Source organism: Nocardia sp. NPDC049737, assembly GCF_040674755.1.
In the GTDB taxonomy this organism is placed as follows: Bacteria; Actinomycetota; Actinomycetes; order Mycobacteriales; family Mycobacteriaceae; genus Nocardia.
Genome location: NZ_JBFANH010000015.1, coordinates 125,439 through 142,381, shown reverse-complemented (window position 1 = coordinate 142,381; position 16,943 = coordinate 125,439). Strand labels below are relative to the sequence as shown.

General features: G+C 67.1%; 18 protein-coding genes. 9 read left to right on the top strand and 9 right to left on the bottom strand.

The annotated features are described in order from the left end of the window. Positions 1-23: 23 nt before the first annotated feature. Positions 24-1,529, bottom strand: a complete 1,506-nt coding sequence (locus tag AB0J47_RS21230; RefSeq protein ID WP_364348248.1) for a PfkB family carbohydrate kinase — start codon at positions 1,527-1,529, stop codon at positions 24-26. A 462-nt stretch (positions 1,530-1,991) separates the two neighbouring features. Here AB0J47_RS21230 and AB0J47_RS21225 point away from each other — a divergent pair, with 462 nt between their 5' ends. Beyond that, on the top strand, positions 1,992-2,279 hold the full coding sequence (locus AB0J47_RS21225; RefSeq protein ID WP_364348245.1) for a hypothetical protein: 288 nt from the start codon (positions 1,992-1,994) through the stop codon (positions 2,277-2,279). Between the two features lie 55 nt (positions 2,280-2,334). Further along, positions 2,335-2,721: a hypothetical protein gene (locus AB0J47_RS21220; protein ID WP_364348242.1), complete on the top strand. Its 387-nt coding sequence runs from the start codon at positions 2,335-2,337 to the stop codon at positions 2,719-2,721. 48 nt (positions 2,722-2,769) lie between these two features. Here AB0J47_RS21220 and AB0J47_RS21215 read toward each other — a convergent pair whose 3' ends face one another. The 4 genes from AB0J47_RS21215 to AB0J47_RS21200 all read right to left on the bottom strand — a co-directional run bounded on the left by AB0J47_RS21215 (position 2,770) and on the right by AB0J47_RS21200 (position 6,262). Further along, a complete protein-coding gene (locus tag AB0J47_RS21215; protein WP_364348239.1) occupies positions 2,770-3,696 on the bottom strand; it encodes a PfkB family carbohydrate kinase in 927 nt (308 codons plus the stop codon). A gap of 181 nt (positions 3,697-3,877) precedes the next feature. Continuing rightward, positions 3,878-4,954: a quinone-dependent dihydroorotate dehydrogenase gene (locus tag AB0J47_RS21210; protein WP_364348236.1), complete on the bottom strand. Its 1,077-nt coding sequence runs from the start codon at positions 4,952-4,954 to the stop codon at positions 3,878-3,880. A 4-nt stretch (positions 4,955-4,958) separates the two neighbouring features. After that, on the bottom strand, positions 4,959-5,204 hold the full coding sequence (locus AB0J47_RS21205; RefSeq protein ID WP_040691094.1) for a DUF5703 family protein: 246 nt from the start codon (positions 5,202-5,204) through the stop codon (positions 4,959-4,961). Further along, positions 5,204-6,262, bottom strand: a complete 1,059-nt coding sequence (locus AB0J47_RS21200) for a hypothetical protein (RefSeq protein WP_364348232.1) — start codon at positions 6,260-6,262, stop codon at positions 5,204-5,206. The genes AB0J47_RS21205 and AB0J47_RS21200 overlap by 1 nt, the downstream gene beginning before the upstream one ends. 154 nt (positions 6,263-6,416) lie before the next feature. Here AB0J47_RS21200 and AB0J47_RS21195 point away from each other — a divergent pair, with 154 nt between their 5' ends. Genes AB0J47_RS21195 through AB0J47_RS21180 form a run of 4 tightly spaced genes read left to right on the top strand, consistent with a single transcriptional unit; the run spans position 6,417 to position 9,787 of the window. Beyond that, positions 6,417-6,773, top strand: a complete 357-nt coding sequence (locus AB0J47_RS21195; protein WP_364348229.1) for a hypothetical protein — start codon at positions 6,417-6,419, stop codon at positions 6,771-6,773. A 6-nt stretch (positions 6,774-6,779) separates the two neighbouring features. After that, entirely contained in the window at positions 6,780-7,307 is a 528-nt protein-coding gene (locus AB0J47_RS21190; protein WP_364348226.1) for a hypothetical protein, read from the top strand. Beyond that, positions 7,308-9,401 carry an MMPL family transporter gene (locus AB0J47_RS21185; protein WP_364348223.1) on the top strand — a complete coding sequence of 698 codons (2,094 nt, stop codon included), beginning with the start codon at positions 7,308-7,310 and terminating at the stop codon, positions 9,399-9,401. It begins immediately after the preceding gene. 35 nt (positions 9,402-9,436) lie between these two features. After that, positions 9,437-9,787 carry a YrdB family protein gene (locus AB0J47_RS21180; RefSeq protein WP_364348220.1) on the top strand — a complete coding sequence of 117 codons (351 nt, stop codon included), beginning with the start codon at positions 9,437-9,439 and terminating at the stop codon, positions 9,785-9,787. Positions 9,788-9,947: 160 nt separating this feature from the next. Here the strand turns inward: AB0J47_RS21180 and AB0J47_RS21175 are convergent, their stop codons facing one another. From AB0J47_RS21175 to AB0J47_RS21160, 4 genes are all read right to left on the bottom strand, one after another. Next, positions 9,948-10,853, bottom strand: a complete 906-nt coding sequence (locus AB0J47_RS21175) for a heme ABC transporter ATP-binding protein (protein WP_364348217.1) — start codon at positions 10,851-10,853, stop codon at positions 9,948-9,950. 301 nt (positions 10,854-11,154) lie between these two features. Further along, positions 11,155-12,228, bottom strand: coding sequence for an iron ABC transporter permease (locus AB0J47_RS21170; RefSeq protein WP_364348484.1), 1,074 nt, complete (start codon positions 12,226-12,228; stop codon positions 11,155-11,157). A 79-nt stretch (positions 12,229-12,307) separates the two neighbouring features. Next, positions 12,308-13,345, bottom strand: a complete 1,038-nt coding sequence (locus AB0J47_RS21165) for an ABC transporter substrate-binding protein (protein WP_364348214.1) — start codon at positions 13,343-13,345, stop codon at positions 12,308-12,310. A gap of 28 nt (positions 13,346-13,373) precedes the next feature. Beyond that, positions 13,374-14,351 (bottom strand): aldo/keto reductase, encoded by a 978-nt coding sequence (locus AB0J47_RS21160; protein WP_364348481.1) that lies wholly within the window; start codon positions 14,349-14,351, stop codon positions 13,374-13,376. A gap of 237 nt (positions 14,352-14,588) precedes the next feature. On the opposite strand from AB0J47_RS21160, the gene AB0J47_RS21155 reads away from it, so the two are divergent. From AB0J47_RS21155 to AB0J47_RS21145, 3 genes are all read left to right on the top strand, one after another. After that, the gene (locus tag AB0J47_RS21155) at positions 14,589-15,518 is read left to right on the top strand and encodes an undecaprenyl-diphosphate phosphatase (RefSeq protein WP_364348478.1); all 930 of its coding nucleotides are present in this window, start codon (positions 14,589-14,591) and stop codon (positions 15,516-15,518) included. Positions 15,519-15,534: 16 nt separating this feature from the next. Beyond that, a complete protein-coding gene (locus AB0J47_RS21150) occupies positions 15,535-16,275 on the top strand; it encodes a histidine phosphatase family protein (protein ID WP_364348211.1) in 741 nt (246 codons plus the stop codon). 83 nt (positions 16,276-16,358) lie between these two features. Further along, positions 16,359-16,943, top strand: coding sequence for a DUF3090 domain-containing protein (locus AB0J47_RS21145; protein ID WP_364348208.1), 585 nt, complete (start codon positions 16,359-16,361; stop codon positions 16,941-16,943).

The following is a 16,943-nucleotide window of genomic DNA, read 5'->3' as shown; positions in this document are numbered from 1 at the left end:
GGGCCTCGACGCATCCTAGGCGCTCAGCCCGTGGTCGGCTCGTCGGCGGCGATGTGGACGATCCGATCGATATCGTGCTCCCGCGGCATCGCGTCCGGCACATCGCCGAACGACTGGGTGGCCACCATTGCCGCAGTGGCCCAACGGAATACCCGCTGGTCGACCGGTCCGGCCGTACCGACGAGTTGGCGCGCCAGAGCGGCCGAGAATGCGGCCGCCGCACCCGGTGAGTCGGCAAGCGCGACGGGGAAGTCGGCGATGCGGGTGTTGACGGCATCGGATCGCACCGTGCAGTGGAAGCCGTCGATCACACACACCGCACGAACACCCAGCATGCGCAGCCGTTGTGCGATGTTCTCGGCCGAGCCGATATCTTCCCCGGGCAGCATCTTGGCGAGTTCCCCTGTGGTGCCGACCAGGTAATCCACGGTGTCGAGGTAGCCGTACAGATACTGAGGGCTTTCGACGGCGGGGGTGGCATTCACCAGCAGCAGCGGACGCGGATTCAGGGCACGGATGGCGGCCATGGTCCGCTCGACGACATCGATCGGCTGCTCGAAGGTCAGCAGCACCGCGTCCGAGGCGGCCAGAGCGGACCGCACCTCCGGATCGCGGGGGTCATGGGTACCCAACCGGATCCGCTCATCCTTACAGCTGATGTAGCTCGAGGTCCCGGTGCTGGTGATCATCACGGCCGTCACTTGGGTCTGCGCGCCGGGGACCTCCTTGACCAGGCGGATGTCGACGTTCTCGGTTTCCAGATAGTCGCGGATATATCTGCCCGCGTCGTCGGCGCCGACCGCGGAGACCAATCGCACCTGAAGTCCCAGCCGTGCCGCTGCCACCGCACGATTGAGCCCCTTGCCACCCGCGTGCATCTCGAATCCGCCCGGCGTCGACTTGCCCGCCACCGGAATCTGCCCGATGCGGTATATATGATCGATCACGGAGTCGCCGATGACTGTGACGATTCCGCGTTGCGGCTGCGAATCCGGCAGCGTCACAAGCACTTTCGGTTCGGGAGTGAAACGATATCCGGATCGGCCGGCGTAGCTCGACGCGGCCACGAGCTGTCCCGCCAACGCGGTGAACGCCCGGCGCTCGGGCGTCGCTCGCAGGGAGCGCACGCTCGGCGGAGACGTGATGTCGTCTGCTCCGACCGTGCGATGCAACAGTTCCCACACCGCCGTGAGATATTCACGCCGCTCGCCGAGATCGGCCGCGTAGAGGCGCGCCAGATCGATTCCGTGCGGCGACTTTTCGCGCAGGAGTCCCAGCGACAACTCAGCGTCGGCGATCAGCCGGTGCGTCGGCGCCAATTGCCGGGCGAGGTCCCGAATTACCGGCAGGACGGCCTGCTCCACCGAGATGCCCTCGCGGCCCGCTCGCTCCTTGACAACGGGCAAATCCAGCAGGGGAGCGACGTCGATTTCCGTGGTGCGCAACCGATCCGCACTCAGGCCCGAACGTTTGCTGAGCCTGGTGAGAATGTTGCGGATGGCAACCGTGCGTGAGTCCTGCTGGACCATAGGCGGGCCTGTCCTCCATGACGCTGCGATCGTTCCCTGTGCCACTCTCACGATATGCCAATCGTCCGGGGTTTAGCCGTCGAGCGAACCGGCAATTACCAACTTACAACGGCAATTGACCGTAGTGAACGGCAAATGCCACACTGAGTTACGGCGACCAAGCGTCGTCCGCCAGATGACTCGGGAGGGCCCTGGTGATGAGAGTGATTCTGCTGATACGGCACGCACGGCGGCACGGGGAGCCGAGAGCCGGCGGCACCGAAACCGAGCTCGTTGCGAACCTCGCCACGGCCTAGGCGAACGAATCGAGTTCGCCGGAACGACATTTCACCCGATCAAGTCGACTCGTCGCCTGCTCCATCCGACGGCAACGAGCCCCGGCTGACCGCGACACAGTGGTCGACCGGGGCTCAGTGCACCCGAAATGCGGTCGGCGACAGCTCGGGCACCCCGGAGACAGCCGTGACGATCTATGAATGCAGCCGGTCGATTACCAGTAGCGTCACGCCCGACGAATGGGCATGGCGAGCAGGCCGCGAGGAACCGGCATGGCGATTGAGCTGGCTACCCGACCAGCTGACCCGCGAACAGGCCTGGGCCGGAATGCGATTGCAGGAGATGCTGAGCCACCCGGACCCGGCATCGGACCACGACGCGCACGCGCGGGCATTGGCCGATCAACTCGGTATCACCGTGCAGCAGGCACTGCACACGCTGCACCAACGGATGCTCGACCGGAGGCATTCGTGACCAGCTACGTACCCCCCGAGCTCATCGGGCTCGAATTGCTACACCGGAGGCACCCATGACCGTCGACACCACCAACTGGACCATGATCAGCGATATCACCCCCGAGTCGGCATACCGTCAGATCGGGTCGGGGGCCGCGGTCTGGCGACTGAGCTGGCTGCCGGATCGGCTGCTGACCCGCGAACAGGCGCTCGCGGGCATGGAACTCGACGAGATCCTCAGCGATCCGGATATCGTGCACGATCGGCACGCCCACGCCGACGCGGCCATCCTGGCCGGACGTGTCGGCATCATCTGGGAGCAGGCGGTGATCCTGTTGTCGAAGCGGATACTGACTCGACTACGCCAGCGTCCCAGCGGGATTCAGGACGACCCGGTGGACGGTGAATCCGCCTCTTGGATGTCGCTGCACGGCGACCGGACACCGTGGGTGTTCCGATAGTGTGCGGCGCCGCGGGGCATCGGCCGCCGGGAGGGGAGGCGGCCGATGTCATCGCGACGCGGGATACCGAGCCACGACCGCATCGATCGTGGCGGAGGTCGGCATACCGACCGGTACCGGACCCTCCACGGAGGTCGATGCCATCGCAGCGGTTGCCCAGTAGTAGTCCGGGCCAGTGGCGGGTCGCTCGGTCAGCAACAGCCGATACGCCAGCGCGGCACCGAACGCGGCACCGCCGCCAGGTGAATCTCCTTGTCGCGCTGCTGGATTCGCGGGCAGATCGAGGTTCACCGTGTCGGATCGGACGCGGCAGGCGAGGTGCTCGACCGCGCAGACACTGCGCACCCCCCGCGCGCGCAACCACGGCGCGACCGACGAGTCGAAATCCGCATCGCGTGTGCCTGCCAGGTCACCGAGCTCCCAGGGCGCCCCGATCAAATAATCGATCCTGTCGAGGTGGCGGAGCAGGTCGTGAGGTGCCTCGATCGGCGGTGCGGCGTGCACGATCAGCACGGGCGCGGGCCGCAGGCTCCGGACGGCGGCCAATACCCGATCGATCACCCAGCTCGGCTGTTCGAACGTCAGCAAGACCACATCCGCGGCGGCGAGCCCGTCACCGATGTGCTCGACATCGGGCACGATGCCATCCTCACGACAACCGATCGTGGTGCTCACGCCCGTCGGGTTGACCACCACCATCGTGATCGCGCTCGGCACGCCGGGTACGACGCGCACATGTTCGGTATTCACCCGCTCGGCACGCAGGTAGGCCAGTATCCGCCCGCCCGCGTCGTCGTCGCCCACCGCTGAAATCAGTCGCGATCGCAGGCCGAGTCGTGCCGCGGCGACGGCGCGGTTCAGCCCCTTGCCACCCGGATGGGCTTCGAAGCGTCCGTGCGCCTCCGGCCCTGCGGAAGGAACGTGATCGACACGGTAAATGTGATCGCTGACGGCGCCCCCGACGACGGTGACCACGCCACGAGGAACACACGCGTTCGCCGGTTCGGCATTCGTTCCCGGGGTCGTGCGGGACCATGCGCCGCCCCCTCTGGGTGCTGCATTCGATATGTCTTGCCGCACACCAGCTTAGGCCTCACACACGCGAAATGGCATGTGCCGCAACAATGCATCGACCGCGCGAAACGACCGGTCGGGATCAGGTATGAGCCACGTGCTCCGCGCCGACCGCCTCGGCGATCGAGTGGTAACCGGCTTCGCGCAGCCGCTGGGCGATCCCGCGGTGGATGTGGCGCATCCAGAACGGACCGCCGTAGATGAAGCCGGTGTAGCCCTGCAGCAGGGTGGCGCCGGCCTGGATGCGCTCCCAGGCCTGGTCGGCGGTTTCGATACCGCCGACCGAGATCAGCACCAGATGGTCGCCCACGCGGCGGTAGAGCCGCCGCAGCACCTCCAGCGAGCGCTCGGCAACCGGAGGACCGGACAACCCGCCCGCGCCCATGGCCGCGACCTGGCCGGCATCGGTGCGCAGGCCGTCGCGGCGGATGGTGGTGTTGGTGGCGACGATCCCGGCCAGGCCGAGTTCGACCGCGAGGTCGGCGACGGCGTCCACATCGTCGTCGGACAGGTCGGGGGCGATTTTCACCAATACCGGGACCTCGACGCTGTCGAGGACGGCCTGCAGCACCGGGCGCAGGGATTCGACGGCCTGCAGATCCCGCAGACCGGGAGTGTTGGGGGAGCTGACATTGACGACGACGAAGTCGGCCAGCGGCCCGAGCAGAGATGCGCTCACCGCGTAATCGGCCGCCGCGTCAGCGGGTTCGACGATCTTCGTCTTTCCGATATTCGCGCCGATCGGGACACCGCCGCGGCGGTTGCGCAGATGTTCGGCAGCTGCTGCGGCGCCGTGATTGTTGAACCCCATCCGGTTGATCAGGCTGTGGTCGGCCGACAGCCGGAACAACCGCGGCGCGGGATTGCCCGGCTGGGCCTGCGCGGTGACGGTGCCGATTTCAGCGAATCCGAATCCCAGTGGCGCCCAAGCGTTGACACCGTCGGCGTTCTTGTCGAACCCGGCGGCCAGCCCGAGCGGCGCGGGGAAGTCGATGCCGAAGGCGTGATTGCGCAGGATCGGATCGTCAGTGGTCAACACCTTGGTCATCGCCCAGCGCGACGGCGCGAACCGGGCCGCCAGCCGCATGACCGTGAACGCCAGATGGTGGATGCGTTCCGGCGGCAGCAGGAACATCAGGCGCAGCAGCAGTGAATACATGGCCTCACATTCCCGGTTCGGGCTGGGGTAGTAGTGCGGTTTTTCGGCGCCGCAGCAGTACCCGCCTGCTGCCGTCGGTGTAGGCTCGCACCCGCGACAGTTCCCAGCCGCCGAATTCGGCTTGGATGGCCAGCCGCATCGAGGCCGTCACCCGGGTCACCTCCGGTGGGAGCCGCAGTGGCACGTATTCGTAGTCGTCACTGGTGGTTTCCCAGCTCGCCGGTAGCGCTGCGCGTGATTGTGGCGCCATCACTGCCCTTTCTTCCGCTGGTCCGCGCGGATCCGTTGCAGACCGTCTCCGGTCGCGGAACCGACGAACAGGTCACCGGTGCGCTCGTCGATGGTCACCGAGTTCGGCTGGCGAACCGTCGGATAACGGCCCACCTCTCTCGGTATACCCGTCGACAGGTCGAATCCGACGACTTCGTTGCTCTGGGTACACGTCACCCACACGGTGTCGGACCGCTGATCGTAGGCAATCGCGTAAGGCGACGATCCTACCGGGAATCGCTGCCGCAGCACGAGCGGTCCGGCGGTGTAGACCAGCAGTTCGTCACCGGCGGTGTCGGTGACGGTGATGCGGCCGAACGGATCGGTAATCAGGTTGGTCGCGCCCTCACCCGCGCGCAGTGCCAGGCCGAGGCGGTCTTTGCCGAGATCGAGCTGGGTGAGCGAGGTCTGGCGGCGGTCCAGGACCGAGACATGGTTGCCGGTGAGGGCGAGGGCATCGGCGGAGGCGAGCCCGGAAATGGTGTCGGTGACCTTGCCGTCGGGGGAAAGTTCGCGCACCTTTCCATCGGCGGTGCCGACGAACAGCGTGCCGTCGTCGCGGTAGCGCACCGATCTGGCGTCGCCGTCCACGGGCACCTCGGTGGTCACGCCGGAGGTGATGTCGACACGCATGATCCGGTGGTCGCCGGGGATCAGCACTTCACCCGGCTTGCCCTGCGCCAAGCCGACACCGTGGGCGGGCAGCAGGAGGGTGCGCATCTCCTCGTTCGGCGCGCCAGTGGGATCGACGCGGGTGAAGGTCACGGGGTCGATGATGAACATCATTGTGCTGGTGTCGCGGCTCGCTTCGAGCGCAACCAGTTGTCCAGTGGCCGCCTCGGCGAATAGTCCGCCGACCGGGTTGCCGAGCCCCCATACGTCCCCGGCGGGGTGCGCGCTCTGCTCGGGCGCGACCGCCGCAGTCGCCGCCGGTCGAGTCTCGAGCTTGTCGCTATCGGAATCGGAGGAACATCCGGCGATCAGCGCCAGCACCGCCGCACCCGCAAGCGCAGCAGGTAGCGAACTATATGGGCGCATCCACCGAACTCCTAACTACGACAAATCATCGGCTACAGCACCATCTGACCATGATGGCGCACTTGACCGGCCTACCGGGGTAGTCGCTGGCGGAGAATGTCGGTGATGGGGGTTACCGTTGACTTGAATCAATATCCAATTCAGGGAGATCCGGTTGAAAGCCGACCATCCATCGGGATTTGCCATCGATGACATAACCGTTGGTCCGTTTGCTCACGGATTCGGCACCACGGCCGACGGCAGGCCCTACGCCTTCCGCACCGTGCGCTCCACCGTCGAGCTGGAGATCTATCGCGCCGATCTCGACAGCGATGTGCCCGGACCGGAGGACGTCGTCGCCGTCGCGCAGGCCCGCGCCACCGATATCGACCTCGACGACGAACGCAGCGTCGTCGCTCTGGTGCGCGACATGATCCCGGATGCGGTACCGGTCGAATCGGCCCCGGATAGGGACATGACGACCGTGCGGGCCCTGCTCGGCCGCATCAGTTCGGTCATTGATGGTATGTAGATGGTGATGCCAACCACACGATTCGTCCGTTCCGTGCTGACCGCGGCCATCCTCGTCGCGGCGGCTGCGGCGTGCAGCACCGGACCGGACGAGGCCTCGGTCGATGCCGCGCGTTCCTCGGCCAATGCCTCGCTGTCCTCCTCGATCGCGACCTCCTCCAGCGCCGCCCACCGACCACTGCCGAGCGCCGCCGAATTGGATGCGCAGATCAAACGCGCCCTGGATCCGGCACTACCCGACTCCGAACGCACCGACCTCATCGAGGACGGCGAAGCCTTCCGCGACGCCATCCCGGACATGTACAAGGCACTGCAGGACAATCCGCGCGCCGTCTACGGCGTCACCGATCCGGTCTTCGACAACCGCGACGGCACACTGACCGCGACCATGCGGCTGGACAAGGACGGCACCGGCACCGCGGTCCGCACGACCGTCGTGCATTTCGTGCTGCTCGACGGCAGGTGGAAGATCTCGCGCACCGACCTGTGCGGCATTCTGCGCTCGGCCGATTACCGCACCGCGGCCTGCGGCTAGATGATCGAATCCGGTTCGCTGCGGTGGGGTCGTCTCATCCACCGCCACCGCTATCTGGTGCTGGGCATCGCCATTGTCGCGGTGCTGCTCTCGGGCTGGTACGGCCGGGATCTGGCGGGCCGGCTGACTCAGGAGGGCTGGTTCGACGAGAGCAGTGAATCGGTGGCCGCCGCCAAGATCGCCGATGCCACCTTCGGCCGCGATACCGACAGCGACATCGTCTTGCTCTACACCGCGCCCGAGGGCATGACCGTCGACGATCCGACCGTGCGTGCGGCAGTGACGAATTCGCTGAAGCAGCTGCTTGCCCAGCACCCCGACCGGATTCTGAAGATCGACAGTTATTGGGACAGCCCCTTCGCCGCGCAGGCCACCGATGCCTCGCACACCCATGCCTTCGCCAGCGTCGGATTGCGCGGAGAGGGCACCGCGACGGTCGAGAACTACACCGCGATCAAGGGTGAGCTGGGTGCCGGGCGCGCGGGCGGTGGCCCCGGCGGCACCACGGTGCAGTTGGCCGGGCTGCAACCGATTGTCGAGGGCATCAATCAGGGCATGCAGGACGATATCCGCCGGGCCGAGATCATCGCGCTGCCGATCGTGGCGATCCTGCTGTATTTCGTATTCGGCGGGGTGGTCGGGGCGTTGCTGCCGGTGCTGATCGGCGGGATGACGGTACTCGGCACCCAGGGCACCATCCGGATGCTCACCGATCACATCGCGGTGAACGTTTTCGCCAGTGCGGTGGTGACGCTGGTGAGTCTGGGGTTGGCGATCGACTACGGACTGTTCACCGTGACCCGATTCCGGGAGGAGCTGGCCGGCGGGCACAGTGTGGAGGATGCGACGGCGCGCACCGTGGCCACGGCCGGGCGCACCGTACTGTTCTCGGCCGCGATCATCGCGATCAGCCTGGCGGCGTTGTTCATCTTCCCGAACGGGGTGTTGCGGTCGGTGCCCTATGGCGGCATCAGTTCGGTACTGCTGGCCGCACTGCTGTCGGTGACGGCGCTGCCCGCGGTGCTGAGCATTGTCGGACGGCGAATCGACCTGTGGGGTTGGCATCGGTTCTCGCGCACCAAGACCGAGGCGCAGATCGACTCGGGGTTCTTCTCGCGGCTGGCGACACGGGCGATGCGGCGACCATGGGCGGTGGTGGTGCCGATCGTGCTCGGACTGCTCGCGTTGATCGTTCCGATTCGCAATATCGAGTTCGGCGGGATCAGCGAACGGTATTTGTCCGAAGACAATCCGGCGCGGGTCGCGCAGGAACGGTTCGACCAGTTGTTCCCGAGTTTTCGCACCGAACCGATCAAACTGGTGGTGGTGGGCGCGAATCCGCAGCAGCTCAGCGATATTCGCTATGAGGCGAGCCGGATTCCCGGTCTGACGGGGCGTTTCGAACCCGGTGCGCCGACCAAGGACCAGATCAATGTGCTCAACGCCGGTCTCGCCGACAAGCGCAATGCGGACGCGGTGATCGATGCGCTGCGTGCGATTGCGGAACCTTCCGGGGTGGAGATCATGGTGACCGGGGTGCCCGCGCTCGAGCGTGACAGCATCAACGGGCTGCTCGTGCGGCTGCCGTTGCTGGTCGGGCTCCTGGCGGCCGCGGCGTTGGTGATGCTGTATCTGGCATTCCGTTCAATCGTGTTGGCGCTCAAGGCGGTATTGATGAGCGCGCTGAGCTTGGCCTCCACACTGGGTGTGCTCACCTGGGTGTTCGTCGAGGGGCACGGGGCCGGGAGCTTCGACTTCACACCGGGGCCGCTGATGTTCGCGGTGCTGGCGCTGATCGTGACGGTGGTGTTCGGGCTGTCCACCGACTACGAGGTGTTCCTGCTGTCGCGGATGGCCGAGGCGCGCGCGGACGGCGCGTCGCCGCCGGAGGCCATCCGCTACGGTATCGCCCACACCGGCGGGGTAATCACCTCTGCCGCAGCGATTCTCATCGTGGTGACCGGCGCTTTCGGGTTCTCCGACCTGGTGTTGATGAAATACATCGCCTACGGCATGATCGCGGCACTGGTCCTGGACGCGTCCGTGGTCCGCATGCTGTTGACGCCCGCGGTGTTGAAGCTGGTCTGGCGTTGACGGGGCTGCTCGTCAGCGGGTGAGAGGGATCGAGAATGACTGTGCTCGAGGGCGCGAATCTGGGCCTGATGTTCTTGCTCGAACTGGGTGTACTCGCCGGAGCGGCGATCTGGGGCTTCACCCTCGATGCGAACCCCATCGTGCGCGTCGTCGCCGGAATCGCCACCCCCGCGGTATTCATCGTGGTGTGGGCACTGTTCGCGGCGGGCGGCGGCAAGAATGCGCGATACCCCCTCACCGGCCCGTGGCGCGCCCTGTTGGAGATCGTCTGGTTCGGCGGCGCGGCGGTACTGATCGGTCTCGCCTTCACGGCACTGGCCGCAGCCGTGTTCTTCGCGATATGGGCGATCAACGCCGCCTTGCGGATGCTGTGGCATCAGGCCTGAAATCGCCTGTTCGGAGCCCGATCTCGGGCTGAGCGTTCACTTTTCGTGCGAACGTGACAGCAAACCGTCGACGACTCGGCCCGGTGTTAGTGGATGTGGCTCGGCTGCCAGTCGTGCTTGCGCGACGGCCGGCCTGTTTCGAAGCGGGGTCCGGCGACGGTCACCGACGGACGGGCAGGACCAGTTGGGCGCCGGTCACTGGGTGGTCGAGGACTTCGACAGGGTGTTGGTAGACGCGGGTGAGGAGTTCGGTGGTCAGAACTTTGCGGGGTGGGCCGTCGACGGCGATGCGGCCGGATTCCAGGACGGCGACGCGGTCGGCGTAGGCGGCGGCGATGCCGAGGTCGTGCAGGACGACGACGACGGCGGCGCCCGCGGCGGCCCGGGCGGTGGCCAGGCGTAGAACCGCTTCTTGATGGCCGAGGTCGAGAGCGGCGGTAGGTTCGTCCAGCAGCAGGGTTGCGGTGTCCTGAGCCAGGACGCGGGCCAGGGCGACACGGGCGCGTTCACCGCCGGAGAGTGTCGGAAATGGCCGGGCGGCAAGGTGTTCTACGTCGGCGACGGTCATGGCGGCGGCGATTCGCTCGTCATCGCGGTCCCGCCGCTCGGTCCGCACCCACGGCGCGCGCCCCATAGCGACCACCTCGCGAGCGGTGAACGGGAATCCGACGGTGTGGCTCTGCGGCAATACCGCCCGGCGCCGCGCCATATCCAAATGTGACCAGTGGCCCAGCGCCCGACCATCGAGTTCGATCGTGCCCTCGCTCGGCTCCAACTCACCCGCGAGCGCCGCCAACAGTGTCGACTTGCCCGCCCCGTTCGGCCCCACCAACGCTACGATCTCGCCCGCGACCACGTCGAAGTCGACCGCTTCGAGCACCCGCCGCGTATGCGCCCCCGAAGCACCACGCCTGTCGACGCTCACACCGCTGGCCCGAAGCGTCACCGCACCCGGCTGCGGCGGCACCGGCAACTCATGCGTCCGTGCGAACACCGACCCCAACCCCTCCAGCACCCTGCTCACACCTCCGCCCCACCTGCGGGCTGCGGCATGTATGCGCGACATTCGCTGATAATGCTGCCGCGCCGGGCCGTCGAGTTCGACATTCCTGCCTGCACTGCCTGTCGGCCCCTCGGCGCGTCGCGCCCGTCCACTGCCGGCCCGCGGTCCAGCATCGGCGTGCGAGGCCACCAGGAATCTGCGTTCGACCTGCCCGGTTGCCCCGCCCGCACGCTGCATGACTGATCGGCGGGAGAGATACATTTTCGGCCGAACACTCCGACGCGCTGGTGAACGGCGTTCGCGACAGGGGCCCACCACATTCCGAGCGTGCGCGGAACGGTTGCGTCCCAGCTGATTTCGCGACTCATGCCCAACCTCCCGCGCGAGCACGCGTGCGGCGCAGGAGCCAGAAGAAGAAGGGGCCGCCGATGAGGGAGGTGAGCATGCCGAGGGGCAGGTCGGCATTGTGGACCAGGGAGCGTGCGGCCACGTCGGCGGCGAGCAGCACGACCGCGCCGAGGATGGCGCTCAATGGGATCAGGATGCGGTGGGCGGGGCCGACCAGCATGCGAACCACATGCGGCACGATCAACCCGACGAACAGCACGATGCCGGTGAAGGCGACGCCCGCGGTGGCGAGGACGGCGACTACCACGATGACATTGCGCCGCAAGCGCTCCACGTCCACACCCAGGTGCCGGGCGGGGGATTCACCGAGAGCGAGCAGGTCCAGGCGGGGCGCGATGAGCACCGCGGCGAGAATACCGAGAGCGGCCAGCGGAGCGACGACGTGCACCGCATCCCAGGTGGCTCCATTGAGACTGCCCAATTGCCAGAACACGATCTGGTCGCGGGCGGCGGGGGTCGCGATGAACAGCAGCAACGCGATCAGGCCACCGGCGAAGGCATTGATCGCGACACCGGTCAGCACCAGCGTGACCACCTCGGTGCGCCCATTCGAGCGCGACAGCAGATACACCAGCAGTGTGGTCAGCAACCCCGCCGCGAATGCGGCCGCCGCCACCGACCACGCCGCCACGAACGCACCACCCACCACGATCACCGTGCCCGCGCCGACCGCGGCCCCCGCCGACACTCCGATCACACCGGGTTCGGCGAGCGGATTCGCGAACACCCCCTGCAACAACGCACCCGCTGTCGCCAATGCGGCGCCGACCAGGATCGCGAGCACCACGCGCGGGAACCGCACCTCCCACAGCGTCACCTCACCCGCCGGATGTGCGGGCATCGGCCCCCAGTCCAACCCGATCCGATGCAACACACTGCCCGCCACCTCAGCGGGTGTCGTCGGCACCTGCCCGATCGCCGCCGACGCCAACGCCAACACCACCAGCGCCGCCACCGCCACGGCGAACACGATCGCGGTCCGCGACCACCCTCGCGACTCGGGCGCAACGGGATGCGGACTGTGCGGCATCGCCGAGCCGGTCGCAGTTGCCCCGGTAGCCCTTCCGTTCACACCGGCACCTCGCCGCCATCCGCCCGTGACCTGCCGCTCATGCGGGCTTGGTGCCGTACACGGCCTCGCTGAGGGCGGCGATCACCCGGCCGGTATTCGGGCCGAAGCTCAACACCACCGAGTCGGCCATATCGACCACGCGCTTGTTGCGTCCGGCGGGTGTCTGGGCGATGCCCGGCACTTTTTCCAGTCCGTCGACGCCGCCGACCGACTTCAGCCCATCCGACATCACCAGCAGCACATCCGGTGCGGCCGCGATCATGGCCTCACTGGTGATCGCGACGAACGGCTCGGTCAACCCGGCCGCAGAGCCCGCATCACGTGCGCCGAGCGCGGTGATGAGGGCGTCGGCGCCGGAGCCGGGTCCGGCGAGCATGGTGATGGCGGTGCTGCGCAGGTAGAGAAAGGCGACGGTGAGGGCTTTGTCCTGCTTCGGCACCCCGGCACTGGCGGCGGCGATTTCGTCGCGGGTGCGCTGGGCAAGGGCCTGGCCGCGATCGGGTACACCGAGTGCGGCGGCGACTGCCACGATCTGCGGTACCACGCCGTCCATGGTGCGCTGCGGATCGAAGTAGACGACGGTCACCCCGGCCGCGCGCAACTGCTCACGCACCTGCGGGGCGGCGCTGGTGCTATCGGTGAGAAAGACCGAAGGACGCAGTGCCAGAACGGATTCCACGTTCAGCGAACCGCTGCCACCGGTCACGATCGGCAGATTCGCCACTGCGGGAAACCCGGCCGCGGTGCTGCGCCCGACCAGTTTGGCGCCCATACCCAACGCCCAGACCGTCTGCGCGAGGGTACCGAAGCGGTCGGCGGCGATGATGCGGCTGGCATCGGTGATGGTGACTTCGGCGCCGTCGAACGATCGGACGGTCGCCGGCAGCGCGGGCGTGGGTTCGGGCCCGATCGGCACCGGGTCGAGGTTCTCCAGTTTCGCGGTGACCGGCCCGCGGCCGCCGCTGCCCGTGGCATCACTGTCGGTACCGCAGGCCGAACCGACCAGCAGGGTCAGTGCCAGCAGGGCCAGGAGGGAACGCACCCCGCCGGATCGGACACGGTCGAGAAACCTCATGCAGGTAAGGCTAGCCTCCCGCATCGATTCACCCCGCCGCGCGTGCGCTGACATCGTCGAGCGCGGCCGCGATGGCACGCGGCAGTTCCAAAGTCTCGGCGGCCAGTACCCCGGTGAACTGGCCGATATCGCGTGCGCCGACGATCATGCTCGCGATGCCGGGACGGTCCCGGATCCAGGCCAGCGCAACGGCCAATGGTGAGGTGGCAAGTCCGTCGGCAGCGGTCACCAACGCTTCGACCACCCGGGTCGCATGGTCGTCGAGCCGGTGCCGGATCTCGGCGGCGGTCGCCTCGTCCGCACCGCGCGAATCGGCGGGCACCCCATCGCGGTATTTGCCGGTGAGAATGCCCCCGGCCAGCGGCGCGGTGGCGATCAACCCCACACCATGATGCTGGGCGGCCGGAATGAATTCGGTTTCGGTGTCGCGGGCCAGCAGCGAGTACGGGGTCTGGGCGACGGTGACGGGCGCGACCGCCGCCAGGCTGGCGACCTGCCACGCGTTGAACCCGCGCGCCCCCGCGTAACGCACCCGCCCGGAGCGCACCGCGAATTCGAGGGTGGCGGCGACCTCGTCCAGCGGAGTCGCCGGATCCCAGGCGGCGACATGCCAGATATCGAGATAGTCGGTGCCCAATTCGAGCAGCGTCCGATCCAGCTGGCGCAGCAGCGCGCGCCGCGAGGTGTCCACGGCCGGCCGCACCGGCTCCGGCTCGGGCACGTTCGGTCCGACGGGTGCGGGTGTGATCCACGGCGCGACACCCGCGCAGCCACTGAGCACCAGCTCGTCGCGGGAGACCAGATCGCCGAGCAGTTCGGCCAGGATCCGTTGTGCCGCACCGCCGGCGTAGGCGGGGGAGGTGTCGACCAATGTGCCGCCCGCCTCGGCGAAAGCCACCAACTGCACCGCAGCATCGTCGGCATCGGTATGCGCACCCCAGGTGTGGGTCGCAAGTCCTATCCGGGACACCCGTAGGCCGCTGCGGCCGACCGTCCGCTGTTCCATCACCGTGCCCGCGCTATCGTCACGGCGCCAAGCCTAGAGTGTGGATACGCAACTCGACGCCCACCAGCGCCGTGGGTCGCACGGTCGAGCCGGGCATGCCGACGCCATCTCGACACTGTACTGTCGCTGCGTGATTGCGGCGGTGGTCACAGTGATGGGATCGATCGCCGGACCAATTGCCCAGTAGGAACATATATTTCGGGCGGAAGTGGAGGCTGGTTCGTGGTCGGCGAGTCGATGACCTGGGTGCAGGCCTTGATTCTTGGTCTGGTGCAGGGTCTCACGGAATTTCTGCCGATCTCCTCTTCGGCGCATCTGCGCATCGTGTCCTCGGTGTTCTTCGGCGATGACGCGGGCGCCTCGTTCACCGCGGTAACCCAGTTGGGCACCGAGGCGGCGGTGCTGGTGTTCTTCGCCAAGGACATCTGGCGGATCATCGTCGCGTGGTTCGCCGGCGTGCGCGATCGGCTGACCAGCCGTGGCGAGCCGGAGCTGCCGCTGCACGACCAGCCCACCATGCGACTTCCGGTCATCACCGCCGATCACAAGCGCGTGCTGGACGAGCAGGCGCAGCGTGAACTCGACTATCGCATCGGCTGGTATGTGATCATCGCGACGATCCCGATCGGGGTGCTCGGGTTCCTGTTCAAGGATCAGATCCGCACCGGCGCCCGCAATCTGTGGCTGGTGTCGTTCATGCTGATCGCGTTCGCGCTGGTCATCGCGGCCGGTGAGTACTACGGGCGCAAGATCCGCCCGATCGAGCAGCTGACTACCCGCGACGGTTTGATCATGGGCTTCGCGCAATGTCTGGCCTTGATCCCGGGTGTGTCGCGTTCGGGCGCGACCGCGACGGCGGGTCTGTTCCTCGGGCTGGAGCGCGAAGCGGCGGTGCGGTTCTCGTTCCTACTCGCCATTCCCGCGGTGACGGCGTCAGGCCTGTTCAGCCTGCCGGATGCGTTCGAACCGGCGGGTGAGGGCCTCAATGCCAGCGGTCCGCAGCTGCTGGTCGCGACGATTCTGGCGTTCGTGGTCGGGTATGCCTCGGTGGCGTGGCTGTTGAAGTTCGTCGGCAAACATTCTCTGGACTGGTTCGTCGGCTACCGCATCGTGCTCGGGCTGACGGTCATGGGCCTGCTCGCGAGCGGAGTGGTTTCGGCGACATGATCGTTAGGCTGGTGCCATGACGGTGATCCTGCTGCGGCACGGTGTTTCGACCTCGAATACCGCCCGCACCCTCGCCGGGCGCAGTGCGGGCGTCGATCTGACCGAGCACGGCAATACCCAGGCCCGCGACGTCGCCGAACGGCTCGCCGCGCTGCCGATCGAGCACATCGTGCATTCGCCGCTGCTGCGCTGTCAGCGCACGGTCGCGCCGCTTGCGGAAAAGCTCGGTCTGGAACCGCAATACGATGATCGGTTGATCGAGGTCGACTATGGCGACTGGACCGGCAAAGCGATCGCGGATCTGCTGACCGAACCGCTGTGGAAGGTGGTGCAGCGGCACGCCTCGGGCGCGGTTTTCCCCAGCGGCGAAGGTCTGGCACAGGTGCAGATCCGTGCCGTGGCCGCGGTGCGCGAGCACGATCGACGCTTCGCCGAAAAGGCGGGTCACGATGTGTTGTGGGTGGCGTGCACGCACGGCGACGTGATCAAATCCGTGCTCGCCGACGCGCTCGGTCTGCACCTCGACGGTTTCCAGCGCATTGTGGTCGAACCCGCCTCGATCAGCATCGTGCGCTACACCCCGACCGCGCCGTATGTGGTTCGGCTCAATGACACGGGGGATCTGTCCGGTTTGGCTATCAAACCGCAACGGCCCGCCGCAGATTCCGGGACTCCCGCAGACCCTGAAGCCGGTCCGGTTCCCGGTGGCGAGCTCGGTGCGACCCCGAGTGCGGATAATGGGAATGCGGAGCTTTGAGATTCCTTGTAAACGAGTAGGTGGCGTGTTGCGGAGTCCAGCGCCGCGGGTAGTCGATCAGGGTCACGTATCAGGAGGTGCAGATGTCTCGCGCAATCCACGTATTTCGCACCCCCGATCGTTTTGTCGCCGGGACCGTCGGTGAGCCGGGCGATCGCTCGTTCTACCTGCAGGCGGTGCAGGAACCACGGGTGGTCAGCGTGTTGCTGGAGAAGCAGCAGGTAAAGGTGCTCGCCGATCGGATGGGTCTGCTGTTGGACGAGGTCGCGCGCCGCTTCGGCGCCGAGGTGCCGCCGCAGGCCGAGGACATTGCCGACAGCGACCCGCTGCTGACCCCGATCGACGCCGAGTTCCGGGTCGGCACCATGGGCTTGGGCTGGGACGCCGATGCTGGTGCGGTGGTGGTGGAGTTGCTGGCGATCACCGAAACCGAGGTCGACGAGTCGGTGGTGCTCGATGACACCGAGGAGGGTCCCGACGCGGTGCGGGTGTTCCTGACCCCGATCCAGGCGCGGGAGTTCGCGTTGCGCTCCACCCGGGTGATCGCGGCGGGTCGGCCGCCGTGTCCGCTGTGTGGGGAACCGCTCTCGTCGCGCGGACATATGTGTGTGCGAACCAACGGATATAAGCGCGGGGATATTTTCGGCGCGGCCGAGCTAGAGGAGTAG

Coding starts and splice junctions, on each gene's coding strand:
- AB0J47_RS21145 (WP_364348208.1), top strand. CDS start 16,359: ATGTCTCGCGCAATCCACGTATTTCGCACCCCCGATCGTTTTGTCGCC.
- AB0J47_RS21180 (WP_364348220.1), top strand. CDS start 9,437: ATGACTGTGCTCGAGGGCGCGAATCTGGGCCTGATGTTCTTGCTCGAA.
- AB0J47_RS21190 (WP_364348226.1), top strand. CDS start 6,780: ATGCCAACCACACGATTCGTCCGTTCCGTGCTGACCGCGGCCATCCTC.
- AB0J47_RS21165 (WP_364348214.1), bottom strand. CDS start 13,345: ATGAGGTTTCTCGACCGTGTCCGATCCGGCGGGGTGCGTTCCCTCCTG.
- AB0J47_RS21160 (WP_364348481.1), bottom strand. CDS start 14,351: ATGGAACAGCGGACGGTCGGCCGCAGCGGCCTACGGGTGTCCCGGATA.
- AB0J47_RS21170 (WP_364348484.1), bottom strand. CDS start 12,228: ATGCCGCACAGTCCGCATCCCGTTGCGCCCGAGTCGCGAGGGTGGTCG.
- AB0J47_RS21210 (WP_364348236.1), bottom strand. CDS start 4,954: ATGTATTCACTGCTGCTGCGCCTGATGTTCCTGCTGCCGCCGGAACGC.
- AB0J47_RS21220 (WP_364348242.1), top strand. CDS start 2,335: ATGACCGTCGACACCACCAACTGGACCATGATCAGCGATATCACCCCC.
- AB0J47_RS21230 (WP_364348248.1), bottom strand. CDS start 1,529: ATGGTCCAGCAGGACTCACGCACGGTTGCCATCCGCAACATTCTCACC.
- AB0J47_RS21150 (WP_364348211.1), top strand. CDS start 15,535: ATGACGGTGATCCTGCTGCGGCACGGTGTTTCGACCTCGAATACCGCC.
- AB0J47_RS21200 (WP_364348232.1), bottom strand. CDS start 6,262: ATGCGCCCATATAGTTCGCTACCTGCTGCGCTTGCGGGTGCGGCGGTG.
- AB0J47_RS21185 (WP_364348223.1), top strand. CDS start 7,308: ATGATCGAATCCGGTTCGCTGCGGTGGGGTCGTCTCATCCACCGCCAC.
- AB0J47_RS21155 (WP_364348478.1), top strand. CDS start 14,589: ATGACCTGGGTGCAGGCCTTGATTCTTGGTCTGGTGCAGGGTCTCACG.
- AB0J47_RS21175 (WP_364348217.1), bottom strand. CDS start 10,853: ATGTCGCGCATACATGCCGCAGCCCGCAGGTGGGGCGGAGGTGTGAGC.
- AB0J47_RS21205 (WP_040691094.1), bottom strand. CDS start 5,204: ATGGCGCCACAATCACGCGCAGCGCTACCGGCGAGCTGGGAAACCACC.